This window comes from Allobosea sp. Tri-44 (assembly GCF_004123845.1).
Taxonomy (GTDB): Bacteria; Pseudomonadota; Alphaproteobacteria; order Rhizobiales; family Beijerinckiaceae; genus Allobosea.
This window is the reverse complement of sequence record NZ_NBDP01000053.1, coordinates 278,000-296,605: the sequence shown is the minus strand read 5'-3', so window position 1 is coordinate 296,605 and position 18,606 is coordinate 278,000. Positions and strand designations below refer to the sequence as shown.

The following is an 18,606-nucleotide window of genomic DNA, read 5'->3' as shown; positions in this document are numbered from 1 at the left end:
TCTAGTGAAAATCGGTGAGGAGCCGGCTCCAGTCCTCGCCGGCAAGGCCGCCGACATAGACATCGCCGCGCGCGACCGCGTCGTTGATCTCGGGCAGCCGCGTCAGCACGAAGGCGAAAGCCCGATGCCGGAAGACCAGCCAGCGCTGCAGCGAGAGCCCGGCCATCAAGGCGGACTGCGCACGGCCCCGCGCTTCGACATGGCCGGTGTTGTCGAGATGACGAAACATCGCGCTGAGGACGGCGGGCTCCCGGCCGGGCAGCGACAGGACGTTGAGGACATGCGCGGTTCGTCCCGACGCCGCATAGTAGACAAAGCAGCCGATGATCTCTCCGGTACGGTCGACAACGGAGCGGATCGTGAAGGCACCGAGCCGGGTGTTCCGCGCGGCCAGAAAAACCAGCCAGGAAAGCTCCTCCTCAGCCCAGAGTGGCCGCACCGCATAGTGCGCGATCAGCCGCGGCGCATGCGCGAGGAAGGTTGGGACGGACATCTCCGAGACACTGGCAGCGCCCGGTTCCGCGGCGCCCTCCCCCGGCAGCAGGCGCCGCAGCAGGCTGTCGAAAGGGCGCGCGAGAACAGGCAGGCCGAGACGCCTGCCGCGCAGGAAGCGCTCGCCGAAGCGTCCGGCCAGAGCCCCGACGGGACGGAAGCTGCGGGCCCATTCGAGGTTTTGCACCGGGATCGGCTTGCCACCGATCGCGAGGAGATGGTTGCAGCTCGTCGGCGAGGCGCTGTCGCAGAAGGCGAAATCGGCGCCCCTCGGCCGCAAGGCGAGGATCAGTTGCGCGGCTCCGACCGCCCCCTTGTCGGGATCGGTCATGAAGACGCCGAGAAGCCTTCCGGGCAAGACGTTTCCGCAGGCGACGAAACGCATTGGCACGGCCAGCAGCGCGCTCCGGATACGCCCGTCCTGCTGCTCGTAGACCTGCGTGCCCGTCGCCTCGTCGTAAGACGGTGACTCCAAGGTCAAAGTTCGCAGATAGTCCTGAAGCTCGGGATCCGCCGGTTTGTCGGCTCCTCTGAATATCTTCAGAAACAACCGGGCGACCGCAGGTACATCGGAAGGCCGCATCGGCCTGACCGCACCTTTGCGCGAGGACCGCTCGCCGAGAGGAGCTTGCGGTTCAAGCAGCGACATCTAGGCAGCGATCGTCGGGATCGGGCCACGGGGCGAGTTCGATGTGAGAATACGGCAACCGGACATCGTAGCCTGCCTCATCATGAAGCCGGTGTGTCTGCGCCCTGGGGGAAGGGAGAAGCTCCCCTTCGATTGAGTGAGTCACACCTCGACATACAACTTATGAGTGCAAATCATAAGTTGTACGTCAAGTGCAGATGAACGGATACCGGGCTTCGCGGCGGCGCGCCTCAGGCCGACCCGTCGATCGATACGGCCCGGTCAGGCCGCGGCCAGCTCCCGTGTAGCGAAATCGCCCTTTTCGAGGCGGGCGACGAGCGTTGCGAGCTCGCTCGTCTCGGCTTCAGTCAGGTCGGTCAGCGGCGCACGCACCGGGCCGGAATCGCGGCCGATTACGCGCATGCCTGCCTTGATCATCGAGACGGCATAGCCCCGCTTGCGATTGCGAATCGCGATCAGGGGCAGGATGAAGTCGCGTAGGCCGGCCTGGACGGTCGCCCGGTCGCGCCGGCGCACGGCGGCGTAGAACTTCGTCGAGAATTGCGGGACGAAGTTGAAAACGGCCGAGGAGTAGGTGTTCACACCCATTTCCAGATAGGGCAGCGCGAAGGTCTCGGCGGTCGGCAGCCCGCCGACATAGGTCAGCCGGTCGCCCATCTTCAGATGGATGCGGGTCATCAGCTCGATATCGCCGACACCGTCCTTGAAGCCGACGAGATTAAGATTGCGCTCGCAGAGCCGCGCCAGCGTCTCCTCGGTCAGGATGGCGTTGTCGCGGTTGTAGACGATCACGCCGAGCGTCGTCGCCTTGCAGACGGCGTCGATATGGGCGGCGAGGCCGTCCTGCTCGGAGAAGACAAGATAGGGCGGCAGCAGAAGGATGCCGTCGGCGCCGGCGCTCTCGACTTGCCTGGCGAGTTCACACGCGATTTGCGTGCCGTGGCCGACGCCGGCCAGCACCGGCACCCGCCCGGCCGTCGCCGAGACGGCGGTCGCGACGACCTTAACCACCTCCTGCGGCGAGAGCGAGAAGAACTCGCCCGTGCCGCCCGCGGCGAAGAGGCCGGCGACCTCGTAGCCGCAAAGCCAGTCAAGATTGGAGCGGTAGCGCGCCTCGTCGAATGCATTGGCAGCCGTGAACGGCGTCACCGGGAAGGACAGCAGCCCGTCGCCGATCTGCCTTGCCATCTCCTGCGGCGTGAACTTGCTCATGATCTCGATCCCTCGCTGGCGATAGCGAAGGAGTAGAGCAAGATCGATGCGCGTTGAGACCAATCACTGGATCGATCGATCCAATCGTTGAATTGTTTCGCCAGTCTCGGCGATCTCCCGCGCCAGCGCGGTGACGATCGGCACCAGCGGATTGTCGTTGTCGTCGCGGCTGACGAAGAAGAGCTCGGCCGGACGATGGCGCGGCAAGTCGAGCGGTCGCAGTGCGACGCCGCTGAAGCGCAGGTTGACCGCCGTTTCCGGCACGAGCGCGACGCCGACGCCGGAATGCACCATGGCGAGCATCGAATGGATCTGCGCGAGGTGCTGGACATAGTTCGGCACGAGGCCGGCGCGCGAAAACAGCTCGACGAGCAAATCGTGGAAATAGCGCGCCTCATAGGGCGCGTACATGATGAAGGGTTCGCCGGCGAGATCGGGTAACGACACGTTCTCGCCCCGCGCCAGAGCGTGACCTGCCGGGACGGCGGCGATCAGCGGCTCGGCCATCACCCGGAAGGCGCTGAGCCCACGGCGCGGGATCGGCGGGCGCAGCAGGCCGATATCGATCTCGCCTGAATCGAGCCGCTTGAGCTGGTCGCCGCTGACCATCTCCTTCAGCGAGACCTCGACATCCGGTAGCTCACGACGGCACGCGGCGACGAGCCTCGGCACATAGGAATAGGCCGAGGTCGCGGTGAAGCCGATATTGATCGAGCCCGCCTTGCCGTTGGCGACGCGCTTGGCGAGCAGCGCGGCGCTCTCCGCCAGCTTGAGCAGCCGGCGCGCCTCGGCGAGGAAGCTCTGGCCGGCCGGGGTCAGCTTCACCGTGCGATTGCTGCGCTCGAGCAGCACCACGTCCAGCACCCGCTCGAGGATCTGGATCTGCCGGCTGAGCGGCGGCTGGGTCATGTTCAGCCGCGCCGCGGCGCGGCCGAAATGCAGCTCCTCCGCCACGGCGACGAAGCAGCGCAGCTGGCTCAGCTCGAACATGTCCCGCCTCCCGCGCGGCCTCTCGGATTCAGCCGCTGCGTCGGGCCGGCCTCAGTTCTGGATGGTGATCCCGGCCTTTTCAATGATGTCCTTGAACTTGGCGAGCTCGGCGACCGACTTCGCCTTGGCCTCCGCGCCGGTCGAGGGCGTCGCCGTCGCGCCGAGCTCCTCGAAGCGCGAGACGACGGCGGGGTCCTTCAGAATCGCCTGCATCTCCTTGGTGAGGCTGTCGCAGATCTCCTTCGGCGTGCCTTTCGGCGCGAGGAAGCCGTTCCAGGAGCTGATGTCGAAGCCCGGCAGCGTCTCTGCCAATGGCGGGATCTCGGGCGCGATCCTGGCCCGCTCGACCGTGGTGACGGCGAGACCGCGCAGCGTGCCGGCTTTGTAGTGTGGATAGGGCGAGGTGAAGTTGTCGAAGGAGAGTTTGACGTTGCCGGCGACGACGTCCTGCACCAGCGCGGCCGAGGAGCGATAGGTGACGTGCTGCATCTTCACGCCGGCGAGCTGCATGAAGAGTTCGCCGCAAAGATGGATCGAGGTGCCGATCCCCGAGGAACCGAAATTCTCCTTGCCCGGATTCGCCTTGAGATAGGCGATCAGCTCCGGAACCGTCTTGGCCGGCAGCGAGGGATGGATGCAGAGGAAGTTCGGCTGCGAGGACGACAGCGACAGGAACTCGAAATCCTCGATCGCCCTGAAGGGTATCTTGTCCTTGTAGAGGTTGGGGTTGATCCCGTGCGTCGAGACCGTCGTCATGCCGATCGTGTAGCCATCGGGCGCGGCATGGGCGAGCGCGGCGACGCCGGTATTGCCGCCCGCCCCCGCCCGGTTCTCGATGACGAAGGCCTTGCCCAGGCGCTGCTGCAGCTTCTCGCAGATGATCCGGCCGATCACGTCGGTGGTGCCGCCGGCGCCGAACGGGATGATCACCGTGACCGGCTTCGCTGGATAGCTCTGGGCATAGCCCTGTCGCGCGATGAAAGGGGCTGCGAGCGCGCCGCCCGCGAGTCCGAGCGCCCTGCGGCGCGTGATCGATCCGGTCATATTGTTCCTCCCCTAGATGGTGCGCGGCTTTTGCCGTCTGCAATCCGAGCTTAGGGGGATGGCCGGCGCGGGCAAGGCTTCCCGCGCTATCACACAATCCAAAAACGGTATCGTTCCATTGCCAATCTAATTCATTGCAGCATCGTGCCTGACCTATCCTCCGCCTCACAGGGCAGCATCGAGACTGCCCGCCAGCACGCGCCGGCCGGGCTCGGTCAGGCTGCATCCGGAGGAAAGAGCGACCATGTCCAGATCTTCGTTCCGTCCGTCGTCGGCCCTCGCAAAGGGCCTCGTACTCGCCGCGCTCGCGGGCCTTGGCCTCGCAGCAGGGCCTGCTGCGGCCCAAAATTTCGAACGGCCCGTGCGCATTATCGTCCCCTTCGCGCCGGGCGGCACCTCGGACATTCTCGCCCGCCTGATCGGACCGAAGCTGTCGGCTGCGATCGGCCAGTCGGTCGTGATCGAGAACAAGCCCGGCGCAGCCGGCAATCTCGGCGCCGACACGGTCGCGAAGGCTCCCGCCGACGGCCACACGCTCTTGCTCATGGATGTCGGCTCGCTGGCGACGGCGCCGAGCCTGTTCTCCGATCTCACCTATGATCCGGCCAAGGATCTCGCGCCGGTCAGCATGGTGATGTTCGGGCCCTATGTGCTCGCCGTGCATGAATCGGTTCCGGTCAAGACTGCCCAGGAGCTCGTCGCCTACGCCAAGGCGAATCCAGGCAAGCTCGCCATGGCCAATTCAGGCGTCGGCGCTGCCAACCACATCACGGCCGTCTCGATGGCCAAGGAACTCGGCATCACCTGGAAGAACGTGCCGTACAAGGGCGGCGCCGCCGCCTCGCGCGCCGTCGTCTCAGGCGAAAGCACCGTGATCATCAACGGCTCCACCGCGACCCTGCCCTTCGTCGCCAACAAGCAGCTCGTCGGGCTCGCCATCACCGGCGAGGAGCGCATCTCCGGCATCCCGACTTTCAAGGAAGCCGGCTTGCCCGGCGGCGATGCCGGCACCTGGCAGGGCATTCTGACGACGGCCAAGACCCCGCCGGCAGTGATCGCGCGCCTCAATGCCGAGATCGGCAAGATCCTGCAGGATACCGAGATCAAGGCCAAGATCGCCGAGCAGGGCGGCGTGGTGAAGCCGGGTGCGCCGGCAGAGTTCGCCGACTGGCTGAAGAGCGCCACCGAACGGTGGGGCGGCATCATCCGCGAGGCCGGCATCAAGGGCACGAACTGACAGTGGCGCGGCCGATGACCCGGCTCAGGCTCGACTGGCAGGACCTGCTGCTCGGCGCCTTCCTCGTCGCGGTAGCGGCGGGGGCGCTCTACGCGACCCGCACGCTATCGGTCGGCCACGCCGCCGATATGGGGCCGGGCTACATGCCGCGCGTCGTCTCGCTGGCATTGCTCGGCTTCGGCCTGTTCTTCCTGGGCCGCAGCGCAAGGGGCGTGGCGGTGACGATCGAAGCGGTGCGCCTGCGACCGCTGCTCGCCGTGCTGGCCGCGGTCGGTGTCTTCGCACTGAGCGCCGAGCGGCTCGGCCTCGCCATCGCCTCGGTCCTGACCGTCCTGCTGGCCGGGCTCGCCACTCGCGAGACAAGGCCGCTGGAAAGCATCGGCTTTGCGCTTCTGCTCTCGGCTCTGGCGGCGCTGCTGTTCATCAAGGTCCTGGCGCTGCCGATCCCGCTCTGGCCCCGCTGAGCACGCCATGGAACTCTTCGACAATCTGCTGATCGGCCTGTCGACGGCTCTGGAGCTCAAGAATCTCGGCTTTTGCCTGATCGGCGTGCTGATCGGCACCGCGATCGGGGTCCTGCCGGGGATCGGGCCGATCCCGACGATCGCCCTCTTGCTGCCGTTCACCTTCGGCATGGAGCCGGCGGGCGCGATGATCATGCTCGCCGGCATCTTCTACGGTGCGCAATATGGCGGCTCGACCACGGCGATCCTGGTCAATGTCCCCGGCGAGACCTCCTCGGTCGTGACCTGCCTCGACGGGCATCAAATGGCCCGGCAGGGCCGCGCCGGGCTAGCGCTGGCGATCGCCGCGCTCTCCTCCTTCTTCGCCGGCACGGTCGCGACCATCGTCATCGCCCTGCTCAGCGTCCCGCTGGCGGCGCTGGCGTTGAAGTTCACCGCGGTCGAGTATTTCAGCCTGCTGGTGCTCGGGCTGATCGCCGCGGTCGTGCTGGCGCATGGCTCGGTCGCGCGCTCGCTGTCGATGGTCCTGCTCGGGCTGCTGCTCGGGCTCGTCGGCATCGACGTCAGTTCGGGTGCGGCGCGCATGACCTTCGGCGTCCCCGCATTGTCAGACGGGCTCGATTTCGTGCCCGTCGCGATGGGCATATTCGGGCTCGCCGAGATCATTGCCAATCTGGAGCGCCCGGCCGAGCGGCACGTCGTCAGCCAGGCCGTGCGCGGCCTCATTCCGAGTTGGGCCGACCTCAAGCAAGCCTTTCCCGCCATGGTCCGCGGCACGGCGCTGGGCTCGGCGCTCGGCGTGCTGCCGGGCGGTGGGGCGGCGCTGCCGCCCTTCTCCTCCTATGCGCTGGAGAAGAAGCTCGCCAAGGACCCATCGCGCTTCGGCCACGGCGCGATCGAAGGAGTCGCCGGTCCGGAGGCCGCCAACAATGCCGGCGCTCAGACGAGCTTCATTCCCCTGCTGACCCTCGGCATCCCGGCCAATGCGCTGATGGCGCTGATGATCGGCGCGCTGATGATGCAGGGCATCCAGCCCGGCCCGCAGATCATGCGCGAGCAGCCGCAGCTCGTCTGGGGCGTCATCGCCTCGATGTGGGTCGGCAACCTGATGCTGCTGGTGATCAACCTGCCGCTGATCGGCCTCTGGGTCTCGATGCTGAGGATACCCTACAGATTGCTGTTCCCGGCGATCGTGCTGTTCTGCTGCATCGGCACCTATGGCATCGCCAACAGCCTGTTCAACGTCTGGCTGATGCTCGGCTGCGCCGCGGTCGGGTACTTCTTCATCAAGGTCGGGGTCGAGCCGGCGCCGCTGCTCCTGGGGCTTGTCCTGGGGCCGCAGCTGGAGGAGTATTTCCGCCGTGCGATGCTGCTCGCCGATGGGAATTTCTCGGTCTTCCTGACCCGCCCGATCAGCGCCGGCCTGCTCGCCGTCGTCGCGCTGATGCTCGTCGCCATGCTGTCGCCAATGGTCGTCCGAAGGCGAAAACAGGCCCTGGCCGAGTAGCGCCAGAACGGGACAAACCTCCGGAAACAGGTCCGCTTTCGGATAGGATCTCGATGTCCGATCGTAGTGCCTGGCGCCACAAGGGCTCGTTGCAGTGCAACTCGGTGTCGGGGTAACAACACGGGTCGCGGCGCGACGCATCCTGGAGCGGCGAACTCGTGAACCGGTATCCGATGTTCAGTCCGCAATTGCTGATCAGCTTTGTCGCCGTCTGCGAGACGCTGAGTTTCACACGCGCGGCCGACCGGGTATCGCTGTCGCAATCCACTGTCAGCCTGCAGGTCAAACGGCTCGAGGATTTGCTGGGTCAGGCGCTGCTGGAGCGCTCCTCGCATCAGGTCGAACTCACCGAAGAGGGAGAGCGGCTGCTGAGCTATGCGCGGCGGATCATCGCCCTCAACGAGGAGGCGCATGATGCGCTGACGGGCGCCTGGCGAGACGGAGTGCTGCGTCTTGGAATGCCGGAGGATTTCGCGGTGCCGACAATCGAGCTGCTGGCGGCTTTCAGTCGACAGCAGCCGCATCTGCGGCTCGATGTCACCAGTGGGTTGAGCGCCGATCTGCACGCTGCCTATAAGCGCGAGGAGCTGGACCTGATCCTGGTGAAGCAGCGGCGCGGGCAGCCGCCACGCGCGGCCCGCCGCGAGCCACTGCTATGGCTCGACAGCCTGGCGTATCCTGCGATCGAGCGCACACCTGTTTCGCTGGCGATGTTCCCGCTCGGCGGGCTTTATCGCGAAGAGCTGTGCGGAGCCCTCGACACGCTCGGTATCCGCTGGCGCGTCGGCTATTGCAGCGGCAACCTTGGCGCGCTTGCTGCAGCGTCGGCCGCTGGGCTCGGGATGACCTTGCTGCCCGCCAGTTGCCGGTTGCCCGGGCACAGGACGCTCGGCGCAGCCGAGGGGCTGGCCGAGATCACCGATTTCGAGCTGGCGCTCTACTATCGCGACGATGCACCAGCCCTGACCGCCGCATTGGCCGAGCAGCTCGCCGCCTTCTGCCGGCTGGAAGCGTGACAGACGCCAGCATTGACGTTCTCAATCGCCAGCATTGCCAAGTATCACTGCCAAAATGCCGCCTTCGCCCGTATTTCAGGGGCAACGATCACAGGGAGGTGGCCAAGCATGGAACCGGCACAGAATCAGAGCAGGCGTACGTTCCTCGGCCGGACGGGTGGCATCGCCACCGCCTACGCCATGGTGGGCATGACGGGCAGCGGCGGTACCAAGGCCGCGCCTGCCTCCGCAAAACCTGCCGCGTCCGAAGCGGGAACAAGCACCCTGACCGACCAGCATTATCTGCTGACCAATGTCCGACTCGAGGACGGCTTCGTCTATGACGGCGAAATCGTGACGGCCACTCGCGCGGCCCAGCATACGCTCGAGATCAAGGCCGGCAGGATCGTGGCACTTCATGCCGCAGGTGCCGCCTTGCCCGCCGGCGTACCCAGCTACCAGGCCAATGGCCAGCTCGCCTTGCCTGCGATGCGCGACATGCACATCCACCTCGACAAGACCTTCTATGGCGGCCCGTGGCAGGCGCCGCTGCCGCGGCAGGGCAAGACGATCCTCGACATGATCGCCCGCGAGGAGAAGCTGATCCCGCAATTGCTGCCGACCTCGCAGCAGCGCGCCGAGGCGCTGATCGCTCTGCTCCACTCCAAGGGCACCACGGTCGCCCGCAGCCACTGCAATATCGACCCGGTCAGCGGGCTGAAGAGCCTCGAGCACCTGAAGCGCGCACTTGAGAACCATCGCGACGATTTCACCTGCGAGATCGTGGCCTTCCCGCAGCACGGCCTGCTCCACTCGAAGGTCGACGGGCTGATGCGGGAGGCGATGAGCATGGGCGTCGCCTATGTCGGCGGGCTCGATCCGACCAATGTCGACGGCGCGATGGAGAAGTCGCTCGACGCGATGTTCCAGATCGCGCTCGACACCGGCAAGGGCGTCGACATCCACCTCCATGAGACGAGCCCGGCCGGCGTCGCGGCGATCCAGTACATGATCGCGACCGTCGAGAAGAACCCGGCCCTGCGCGGCAAGGTGACGATCAGCCATGGCTTCGCCCTCGCGACGCTCGCGCCGGGCGCGCTCGAGGAAACCGCCGCGCGCATGGCTGCTCAGGGCATGACGATCGCTTCGACGGTGCCGCTCGGCGCGTCGACGATGCCCCTGCCGCAGCTGAGCGCGAAGGGCGTGTTCGTGATGACCGGCACCGACAGCGTCTATGACCACTGGTCGCCCTTCGGCCGTGCCGACATGCTCGAAAAGGCCAATCTCTACGCTCAAATCTACCGCGGCAGCGACGAGTTCCGCCTGTCCAGGTCGCTGGCGATCGCGACCGGCGGCGTGCTTCCGCTCGACGACAATGGCAAGCGGGCCTGGCCCAAGGCCGGGGACGCTGCCGATTTCACGCTGGTCGCGGCCAGTTGCTCCGCCGAGGCCGTGGCAAGGCTGCCAGAGCGCAGCGCGACCTTCCATCGCGGCCGCATGGTCTTCGGCAGCGTCGGGATCGCCTGACGCGATCGGGCGATCCGCGGGAAGCGTCACCGCGGGACGATAGTCATGCCGCCGTCGGCTATCATCGTGCGGGTCGAGCAGGATCACGTCGGCGGCGCCGGCGCGCACGATGTTGCCGACGTCGCCGAGCGTATAGGTGCCCTCGTCGATCGCGATCGGCACCATTTGCGCCTGGCGCAGTTCGGCATGACTGGCGATGTCGGGCAGGACGAGCGGCTGCTCGACACAAGCGAGGTCGAGCCCCTTCAGCTTCTCGAGCTGGCGGCGAGCCGTGCCGGGCGACCAGGCCGTTGACGTCGGCGCGCAGCGGCGTGTCGCCTCGTCGCGGAAGCGAGCGGCAGTCTCGGCGCAGGGATCGGGATCGGCGACGATGAGACGCCTCCGCCGGTCTGGCCCTTCACGAGAGGCCGAGCCGCTCGCCGCGATAGAGCCCGTTCCGGATACGGCCCCACCAGTCCGGATTGGCGAGATACCAACGCACGGTCTTCTCCAGCCCGCTCTCAAAACTCTCCCGAGGGCTCCAGCCGAGCTCGCGGGTGATCTTTGAAGCGTCGATCGCATAGCGACGATCATGGCCGGGCCGGTCGGCGACAAACCGGATCAACGTCTCGCGCGGGCCGATGGCGGCGTCGGGGGCGACCTTGTCGACCAAGCCGCAGATCGCGCGCACCACCTCGAGATTGGTCCGCTCGGCATTGCCGCCGACATTATAGCTTTCGCCAGGACGTCCGGTTGCCGCGATCAGGCAGAGGGCGCGTGCATGATCCTCGACATGGAGCCAGTCGCGCACCTGACCGCCATCGCCATAAACCGGCAATTCCTTGCCCTCAAGCGCGTTCAGGATGACGAGCGGGATCAGCTTTTCGGGGAAGTGGTAGGGCCCGTAATTGTTCGAGCAGTTGGAGAGCACAACCGGCAGCCCATAGGTGTGGTGCCAGGCGCGCACGAAATGGTCGGAAGCGGCCTTCGACGCCGAATAGGGCGAGGTCGGCTGATAGGGTGTCGTCTCGCTGAACAGGCCTTCCGCACCAAGCGAGCCGAAGACCTCGTCGGTCGAGACATGGTGGAAGCGAAAATGGGCCTTTGCCTCCTGCGGCAAGGCGCGCCAATGATCGAGCGCAGCCTGGAGCAATGCAAAGGTTCCCACGACATTGGTCTGCATGAAGGCGCCTGGCCCATCGATCGAGCGGTCGACATGGCTCTCGGCGGCGAGATGCATCACGACATCGGGCTGGAACGATGCGAAGGCTTCGCGCATCGCGGCGAAATCCCCGATATCGGCCTGCAGGAAGGCGTAGCGCGAACTGGTCTCGACCGGCGTCAGATTGTCGAGGTTGCCGGCATAGGTCAGCTTGTCGACAACCAGCACCTGATGCGGCGCCTCGGCAATCAAATGCCGGACCACAGCCGAACCGATGAAGCCGGCGCCGCCGGTGACGAGAAATCGCGTCATTCAGGCGCCTTCATCGTCGAACGGGCTGACAAAACCGGCAAATCCTGGGAGTCTCGTGTCTCTCTCGGACATCGTCGCGCTCCCGGCCGCCACCGGCCGGCCGATGGCAAGTACCGGATCAGCACGGGCCCGGGAATGGCGAGAGGCGCGAAGGTAGAATTGGACATGGGGGTTCCTGCCTGGCCGCAGGTAGTCCTGCCGCCGGACCCCTGTCAACGACGCGCAGCCACCATCTCGGTGGCATCATCCGGCGAGAACTCGCGCAGCTAGGGCAACCGCGCATGGATCCGCCGCAACAGGGCGGTGAGTCCCGCAATCTCCTGCTGGCGCGCGAGGGCTATCGGGCGCTGTTCGTCGAGACCGATCTGAGCGACCTCGATCGCGTCGCCCGCTTCTCCAGGGAGGAGCAACTGGCGACGATCAAGCGGCTGCGTCCTTCCGCCAACGTGATGCCTCCGGCGCCCGATGGCGGCAGCTTCATGACGGACGTGGTTCACATGCTCGGTCAGCATCACGACCTGAAGCCAGCTACAGGCGATCGGACTGGTCGAACGATTGTGAATGCCGCCACCATTGATCGTCGGCGTTGAGTCTGCCGGTACGATAGCTTAGGACCGCGTCGCATGAGCGCAGTCACGCGGTTCTTTTCAAAAACGAGATGGTAGGACAGCGTCGATGAAGCGAGTCGCGATCATTCAGTCATGTTACGTGCCCTGGATCGGGTTCTTCGACATGATAGGACGGTGCGACGAGTATATTATTTTCGATCAAGTTCAGTTCGTTAAGCGGCATTGGCACAATCGCAACAAGATCAAGACGCCAAAGGGCGCAGAATGGATGACGATCCCGGTCATTTCCAAATCGCGCTCAGAGCAGCCGATCGAGGAAGTCGAGATATCCGAGCCCTGGGCCGAGCGGCATTGGCGCTCGCTCGCGATGAACTATCAGAAGGCCCCGTTCTTCGCGGCCGAAAAGGACAAGGTGCGCGGCTGGTTCGACGCCGTCGACAGCATGAAGCTGCTCACCGAGATCAACACCTTCCTGCTCAAGGCGCTGATCGCTCATCTCGGGCTGAACGTGCGCGTGGTCAGCGACCATAGCTACCAGGCCGACGGGCGCAGCAGCGAGCGGCTCCTCAGTCTCTGCCTTGCGGCAGGCGCGACGCATTACCTGAGCGGACCGAGCGCGAAGAGCTATCTGGACGAGACGATCTTCGCGCAAGCGGGCGTCGCGGTTGAATGGATGGCTTACGGCCCGTACGAGGCCTATCCGCAGTTGCACGGCGAATTCGATATCGCGGTCTCGGTCCTGGATCAGATATTCAACCGTGGCCCCGGCCTGCTCGAGAGTCCGAGCATCCGGTCCGGTCGGGCCATCTAGGCACCCAAGACCTGCAGGCGACCCGCATCAGCGAATGGAACAAGCTATGTCCGACCCCATCTCCGCCCAGATCCTTTCGGAGGTCGACCAGTACTACACTGGCAAGCTGCGCACGTTCGGCGCGACGCCCAACGGGGTCGACTGGCGGGACGAGGCCAGCCAGCATCGACGCTTCGCGCAGTTGCTGCGCCAGATCGACCGCTCGCGGCCCGTATCGATCGCCGAAATCGGCTGCGGCTATGGCGCTCTGGTCGAATATCTCCGTTTGAGCGGCCTGGAATTCAGCTATGTCGGCTGTGACATCTCGCCGGAGATGGTCGCTGCGGCCGAGGCCGCCCATGCCGGTGACGCTGCTGTCTCCTTTGTCGCCGGCACGGAACCACCCGAGTCGGCCGATTACGTCCTGGCGAGCGGAATCTTCAATGTCCGCTTCGGCTATGACGATGCGGTGTGGACCAATTTCGTCCATTCGACGCTGGATACGATGGCGGCAAAGGCGCGGCGCGGCTTCGCATTCAACGCGCTGACAGGCTTCGCCGACGCTGATCGGAAGGAAGCCCGGCTCTGGTATCCCGATCCCGGCCAATTGTTCAATCACTGTATTGCGCGCTATGGACGCAATGTTGTGTTGATGCATGATTATCCTCTATACGAGTTCACGATCTCCGTCACGACGGCTAGGCCATGAAACCGCTCATCATCTTCGGCGCCGGCGATATTGCTGAACTGGCCGATTTCTACTTCAGGCGTACGCTTGATCGTGAAGTCGCGGCTTTCGTCGTCGATGCGGCCTTCCTCAAGGGCGACACGCTGCACGGCCGTCCGCTGATCGCGCTTGAAGAGGTCGCGAAGGTCTTTCCGCCTGATGGGCACGATGCCTTTGTTGCCGTTTCCTACGCGAAAATGAATCGCCTGAGAGCCGACAAGGTGGCCACCTTGCGGGAGGCCGGCTATCGGCTTGCGAGCTATGTCAGCCCGAAAGCCACCGTGCTGACCGAGCAGATCGGCGAGAACTGCTTCATTCTCGAGGACAATACGCTGCAGCCGTTCTGCCGGATCGGCGACAACGTCACCCTTTGGAGTGGCAACCATATCGGTCACCATTCGGTCGTCGAAGACAATGTCTTCATCTCGTCGCATGTCGTCGTGTCGGGCGGCGTGACCATTGGCGCAAACAGCTTCATCGGCGTGAACTGCACGATCGTGGATCATATCACGGTGGCGCCCTTCACCCTTCTCGGCGCCGGCTGCATCGTTCAGGCGAATACCGACCCCGAAGGCGTTTATTCTCCGGTCGCGACGATCGAAAAACGCAAGGTGCCGTCGACACGCTTGAAAATCTGAACGGTGCGGCGATGGTCCAGACCTGGCGACCGCTGGGGCGCGTAGTCGCCCCATTCTCGAATGGCTCGTGGTGGCATTCACATGCGTCCTACCCGACGCCGCTGGTGCGCGACGACGGCCGCGTGAGCGTGTTCTTTTCGGTTCGCGACGCCTCGAACCGGTCTTGCCTTGCAAGCGTGGATATCGCTCTGGACGATGACCGGTTCTCCGTGCTGGGCGCGGTTCGCGGACCGCTCTTCACGCCGGGCACACGCGGCGCCTTTGACGGCGACGGGGTCACGGTGACCAGCATCGTGCCGGATGGCGACCGCCTGCTCGCATATTATCTCGGCTGGATGGTCGGCGCTTCGGTGCCCTTTTCGAATTTTATCGGCCTTGCCATCGGAGACGCCGAAGGCACCCGTTTCGAGCGCGCGAGCGTGGTTCCCGTGATCGGGCGGACGCCGGTTACTCCCCTGACCTTGGGATACCCTTGGGTGCTGCGGCAGGGTGAGAACTGGCGCATGTGGTTCGGCAGCCATTTGTGCTGGGGTGCGCAAGACCTCGATATGGTTCACGTCATCCAGCAGGCGACCTCGCCCGACGGCCGCGTCTGGTTGCCGCAGGACGGCGTCGTGATCCCGCTGGCCGGCGAGGACGACCGGGCCGAGTTCGCAGTGTCGCGCCCGGCCGTTCTTCGCGAGGCGGATGGAACGTTCTCGATGTGGTACGCCCGTCGCAGGCCGGGCTACGAACTCGGCTTCGCCGCATCCGCCGATGGCATACAGTGGCGGCGCAGCGACGATAGCGTCCGATTTGTCGGGGCAGCAGAGGATTGGGAGGATGCCGAACGCACCTATCCGGCCGTCTTCGATCACCGCGGGCGGCGCTACATGCTCTATAACGGCAACGGCTATGGCCGCACCGGGTTTGGAATCGCTGTGCTGGAGCCCCGAGCGGACACAAGGTGATCCAACCACCCGCGCTGCAACTTCGACGAACCGTCTTGTTGTTGTGCTCGCCAGTCTCTAAGGCACGTTCAGCGCTTGGGTGCTTCCGACGGTCGGAGATGCTCTGCCAGTATTGTTTTTAGATCTGATTCGGCCGAGATAAGCTATTGATCATGGATACAAAAAGAACTCTGCGGGACTCAGCGTTGCTGCCGATGCTCGCTGTATTCTGTATTACCATAGCCGTCATTTTATTCGCGCCGATACAGACGTTCCCACCTCCGGGCTGGGTCGACCCGGCGATGTATATCGGCTATTTTCTGGATTACCGGAATCTTCTGACTGAATTCGGCCAGAATTACCATTCGGCAAGGCTGCCTTTTGTCCTGACAGGCAGCTTTTTATATACAGTTTTTATGCCGAAAATTGCTGGAGAATTGCTGGTAATACTATTTTCATGGCTTGCACTAGCCGGTGTATACGGGGTCGTCGCCAAGTTTCAGGGTCGTTTTCCGGCGTTTTTCATCTGTTGTTGGCTGGCGTTCAACCCGCTCTGGATCGCCACCATGGCGCGTGGCTACGTCGATGGCCCGGCCATGTCTTTCGTCCTGCTGGCACTCGCCGTCATCGCGTCGGCCGCTGGCAATCGCACCTACAGGTTTATCGCCGGTGGCGCCCTGGTCGCGCTTGGAGTTGCGACGCATCCAATCACCTTGATTCTTGCCGGGTGCGGCGTGCTGGCGCTGCTCGTGATGTCATGGCGGTCTTGGCGCGACTCGGGGATCGCGATCCTCGCCTTGGGCACAGGCTTCGCCCTGGCGCTCGCGGCACTTGGTCTCGCCAGCCTCGCGTTGGGTGGGAAGTTCCTGTTCATCCTGGCTGACCAGAACGCGATCACGCGTTCGTTCAAGGGATTCGGCTCGAATTATCAGTTCGCCTGGGGCGAGTGGGTGCCGATGAACTATCGGGTTCTCGGGCCGGTCTTCGCGCTGATCGTCGCGGGCGTGACGATCCTCCATACGCGCCGTCTTGGTGGAACACCGCAGGTAACCTGGCTCGGTCTGGCGCTGTTGCTGGGTCCGCTCGCATTCCTGCTCTACTGGGATCTCGTCATCGGGGGGGCTGCGCTTCAATCATCGTTCTACACGGGCTACCTGTTGCCGGGACAGGCGTTCATTCTCGCCGGCGCCGCCAGCGCTGCAACGCGGCTGCGTCCGGGCGAGACGCCTGCGCGATGGACGGCGATCATTCTCACGCTGAGTGGCGGAGCGCTGCTGGCGATCTACCTGGCGCCAAGCCTATGGGATCTCGAGGCTTCCGTCGTTCAGTTCCGCTACAAGTGGCTGTTCCTGTTCGCCTGTCTGACGCTGCTGCTCGGCGCCTTTTACACACTCCGATGGCGCCTCGCCCTCGCCGGGCTGGGTCTGCTTTTCATCTTGCTGGCTGTCATCAACAGCGACACGCGTCGCATCTTCCGGCCGGCCGGTGCCCCCGATTTCGGCGACTATCTCTCGGCGACGGCTCGTGTCAGCAGCTTCGTCAAGGGGCTCGGGCTGGGCGAGCGGCGGCTCCTGTTCTGGTTCAACCGCGAGAGTTATTCCGATTCCAATTCGCATCTCGCCTTTTGGACGAGCTATTCGCTGCGCTTCGCCACGACGATCCTGCGGCTGAACTACTGGGATAGCCTGACCTCCGCGTGGCAGTGGGACAGGTCCATCCTGGGCGCGACGATGCCCGGCTTCGACACTGCCGAGCGCAACATGCTGCACGCGCTTCCGGCCCAAACCTCGATTGCGCTCCTGTGCCGTGACGCGAATGAGTGCGATGCGGGTCGCGACAGGCTCGAGGAACTGGGTTACAAGCCGCGATTGCGCGGGCTTACTCCGGTTGCCGAGGGCGGAACATCTGCATTCTTCGTTCGCGTCTACGATCTCGATGGATTCCGGCCCTGAGCGCAGGCCCCTCGATCGGCCCTCGCCCGGCTTGGATGTCGGAGAGGCAGAACTGGCGTTGTCCGAGATCGAGTTGTCGACATGCAGCCGACACCGCCGGTGACGAGGATGATTCGATACGCGCCGTTCCAGTCATGCAGCCGGTCGACAACCCCGGTCTCCCGGTCGAGACCCGGATGAACAACCTTCATAGCTTCGACACCTGGGACAGGGTACACAGCACGGGTGTCAAGCACAGCAAGCGGACCGTGCGCCGGAGGCTCAGTACAAGAACGTAGGCCCCTACCGTGGCGAAAAGGGACTGTCGCTAAATTACCATATCCCGTATCTGACTATAGGGAACCGCACGGGCAGGGCTTGAATCGCGCACAAATTGTGATCAGTAGGGCGCCAGATTTGAGGCACACAGCAGATGGCAGAATGCTTGATATGATGGCAATGCGCCGTTGCTTCTCTTGCGACGATGAAACACCTTTTGGATTAGATGAAGCTGCTCTTCCGGTGGGATGGGTGTGCAAATCCTGTGGACACGTGCTCCAGCAGCGAGATGGCATTCCGTTGACCGCTCCGGCGCTCGCCGATACGCTGACCGGTTTTGATCCAGCCGATTTCACCTTCCTCGCTCAGGCGGAGATCGGTCATTTCTGGTTTGCCGCCCGCCGCCGACTCATCAGCGGTCTCGTCGACAATTATTTCCCCGAGGCGACTCGTTTCTGCGAGATCGGTTGCGGCTCGGGCAATGTCATCGGGGCTCTTGCCGCGAGCCGGCGTTGGCGCCGCATCGTCGGAACCGAGATCCACACTGCAGGACTTTCGCTCGCCCGCCCGCGCCTGCCCGCGCAGGTTGAACTCCTGCAGGCCGATGCGCGCAGGATGCCGCTGCGCGACGCCTTTGATCTTGCCGGCTGCTTCGATGTGCTGGAACATATAGACCGGGATGAGGAGGCGATCGCAGGTATCGCGGCAGCGCTGGTGCCAGGGGGCGGCTTCATTGCCACAGTGCCGCAGCATCCTTCGCTCTGGAGCGTCTCCGACGATATTGCGCATCATGAGCGCCGCTATGTTCGCGGCGAGCTAGAAGCCAAGCTGGAGCGCGCCGGCTTCGAGGTCCTGTTCTCGACGAGTTACACCGTCTTTCTACTGCCGATGATGGCGCTGGCGCGGGTGCGCTCCCGCAAGGCGGGCCCGGCCCAGGATCCGCGCGAGCTTGCTCGACGGGAATTCAACATCCCGCCCAAGCTTAACCGCATCTTGCAGGCGATCCTCGATATGGAAGTGAAACTCACGCTGCGTGGCATGCGTTGGCCAGCCGGCGGGAGCCGCGTCGTCGTTGCCAGAAAGCGCGCCGGAGCCAGCGGCGGGAGCACCAGTGACGCGACTGCCGTTCCTCCCGCCCAAGACACTGTTGCGGCGTAGCTGAAAGGACGAGGG

17 protein-coding genes and 1 pseudogene are annotated in these 18,606 nt (G+C 64.5%); 12 read left to right on the top strand and 6 right to left on the bottom strand.

Going from position 1 to position 18,606, the window contains the following annotated elements:
- Position 1 precedes the first annotated feature (1 nt).
- The 4 genes from B6S44_RS26505 to B6S44_RS26490 all read right to left on the bottom strand — a co-directional run bounded on the left by B6S44_RS26505 (position 2) and on the right by B6S44_RS26490 (position 4,387).
- Positions 2-967 (bottom strand): GNAT family N-acetyltransferase, encoded by a 966-nt coding sequence (locus B6S44_RS26505; RefSeq protein WP_129159853.1) that lies wholly within the window; start codon positions 965-967, stop codon positions 2-4.
- 435 nt (positions 968-1,402) lie between these two features.
- Positions 1,403-2,353 carry a 5-dehydro-4-deoxyglucarate dehydratase gene (kdgD, locus tag B6S44_RS26500; protein ID WP_129159852.1) on the bottom strand — a complete coding sequence of 317 codons (951 nt, stop codon included), beginning with the start codon at positions 2,351-2,353 and terminating at the stop codon, positions 1,403-1,405.
- Between the two features lie 63 nt (positions 2,354-2,416).
- The gene (locus tag B6S44_RS26495; RefSeq protein ID WP_129159851.1) at positions 2,417-3,343 is read right to left on the bottom strand and encodes a LysR family transcriptional regulator; all 927 of its coding nucleotides are present in this window, start codon (positions 3,341-3,343) and stop codon (positions 2,417-2,419) included.
- A gap of 51 nt (positions 3,344-3,394) precedes the next feature.
- Complete coding sequence (locus B6S44_RS26490; RefSeq protein WP_129159850.1) at positions 3,395-4,387, bottom strand: Bug family tripartite tricarboxylate transporter substrate binding protein; 993 nt, start codon at positions 4,385-4,387, stop codon at positions 3,395-3,397.
- 244 nt (positions 4,388-4,631) lie between these two features.
- Here B6S44_RS26490 and B6S44_RS26485 point away from each other — a divergent pair, with 244 nt between their 5' ends.
- From B6S44_RS26485 to B6S44_RS26465, 5 genes are all read left to right on the top strand, one after another.
- The gene (locus tag B6S44_RS26485) at positions 4,632-5,624 is read left to right on the top strand and encodes a Bug family tripartite tricarboxylate transporter substrate binding protein (protein WP_129159849.1); all 993 of its coding nucleotides are present in this window, start codon (positions 4,632-4,634) and stop codon (positions 5,622-5,624) included.
- Positions 5,625-5,638: 14 nt separating this feature from the next.
- Positions 5,639-6,088, top strand: a complete 450-nt coding sequence (locus B6S44_RS26480) for a tripartite tricarboxylate transporter TctB family protein (RefSeq protein WP_129159848.1) — start codon at positions 5,639-5,641, stop codon at positions 6,086-6,088.
- A gap of 7 nt (positions 6,089-6,095) precedes the next feature.
- Positions 6,096-7,595, top strand: a complete 1,500-nt coding sequence (locus B6S44_RS26475) for a tripartite tricarboxylate transporter permease (protein ID WP_129159847.1) — start codon at positions 6,096-6,098, stop codon at positions 7,593-7,595.
- A 158-nt stretch (positions 7,596-7,753) separates the two neighbouring features.
- Complete coding sequence (locus B6S44_RS26470) at positions 7,754-8,611, top strand: LysR family transcriptional regulator (protein ID WP_129159846.1); 858 nt, start codon at positions 7,754-7,756, stop codon at positions 8,609-8,611.
- Between the two features lie 108 nt (positions 8,612-8,719).
- Positions 8,720-10,117, top strand: a complete 1,398-nt coding sequence (locus tag B6S44_RS26465) for an amidohydrolase family protein (protein WP_129159845.1) — start codon at positions 8,720-8,722, stop codon at positions 10,115-10,117.
- Positions 10,118-10,243: 126 nt separating this feature from the next.
- On the opposite strand, the pseudogene B6S44_RS30215 reads toward B6S44_RS26465, so the two are convergent.
- A pseudogene (locus B6S44_RS30215) lies at positions 10,244-10,621 on the bottom strand (enolase C-terminal domain-like protein); the annotation flags it as partial.
- Positions 10,515-11,570: a dTDP-glucose 4,6-dehydratase gene (rfbB, locus tag B6S44_RS26455; protein ID WP_129159844.1), complete on the bottom strand. Its 1,056-nt coding sequence runs from the start codon at positions 11,568-11,570 to the stop codon at positions 10,515-10,517. The pseudogene B6S44_RS30215 and the gene rfbB, both read right to left, overlap by 107 nt.
- Positions 11,571-11,851: 281 nt before the next feature.
- Between rfbB and B6S44_RS26450 the strand changes: the two genes are divergently transcribed.
- The 7 genes from B6S44_RS26450 to B6S44_RS26420 all read left to right on the top strand — a co-directional run bounded on the left by B6S44_RS26450 (position 11,852) and on the right by B6S44_RS26420 (position 18,591).
- Positions 11,852-12,160 (top strand): hypothetical protein, encoded by a 309-nt coding sequence (locus B6S44_RS26450; protein WP_129159843.1) that lies wholly within the window; start codon positions 11,852-11,854, stop codon positions 12,158-12,160.
- 85 nt (positions 12,161-12,245) lie between these two features.
- The gene (locus B6S44_RS26445) at positions 12,246-12,950 is read left to right on the top strand and encodes a WbqC family protein (RefSeq protein WP_129159842.1); all 705 of its coding nucleotides are present in this window, start codon (positions 12,246-12,248) and stop codon (positions 12,948-12,950) included.
- Positions 12,951-12,996: 46 nt separating this feature from the next.
- Positions 12,997-13,638: a class I SAM-dependent methyltransferase gene (locus B6S44_RS26440; protein ID WP_206735246.1), complete on the top strand. Its 642-nt coding sequence runs from the start codon at positions 12,997-12,999 to the stop codon at positions 13,636-13,638.
- A complete protein-coding gene (locus B6S44_RS26435) occupies positions 13,635-14,294 on the top strand; it encodes an acetyltransferase (RefSeq protein ID WP_129159841.1) in 660 nt (219 codons plus the stop codon). The genes B6S44_RS26440 and B6S44_RS26435 overlap by 4 nt, the downstream gene beginning before the upstream one ends.
- 11 nt (positions 14,295-14,305) lie before the next feature.
- A complete protein-coding gene (locus B6S44_RS26430) occupies positions 14,306-15,244 on the top strand; it encodes a glycoside hydrolase family protein (RefSeq protein WP_129159840.1) in 939 nt (312 codons plus the stop codon).
- A gap of 185 nt (positions 15,245-15,429) precedes the next feature.
- Positions 15,430-17,175, top strand: coding sequence for a hypothetical protein (locus tag B6S44_RS26425; protein ID WP_164985973.1), 1,746 nt, complete (start codon positions 15,430-15,432; stop codon positions 17,173-17,175).
- Between the two features lie 420 nt (positions 17,176-17,595).
- Entirely contained in the window at positions 17,596-18,591 is a 996-nt protein-coding gene (locus B6S44_RS26420; protein ID WP_129159838.1) for a class I SAM-dependent methyltransferase, read from the top strand.
- Positions 18,592-18,606: the final 15 nt, after the last annotated feature.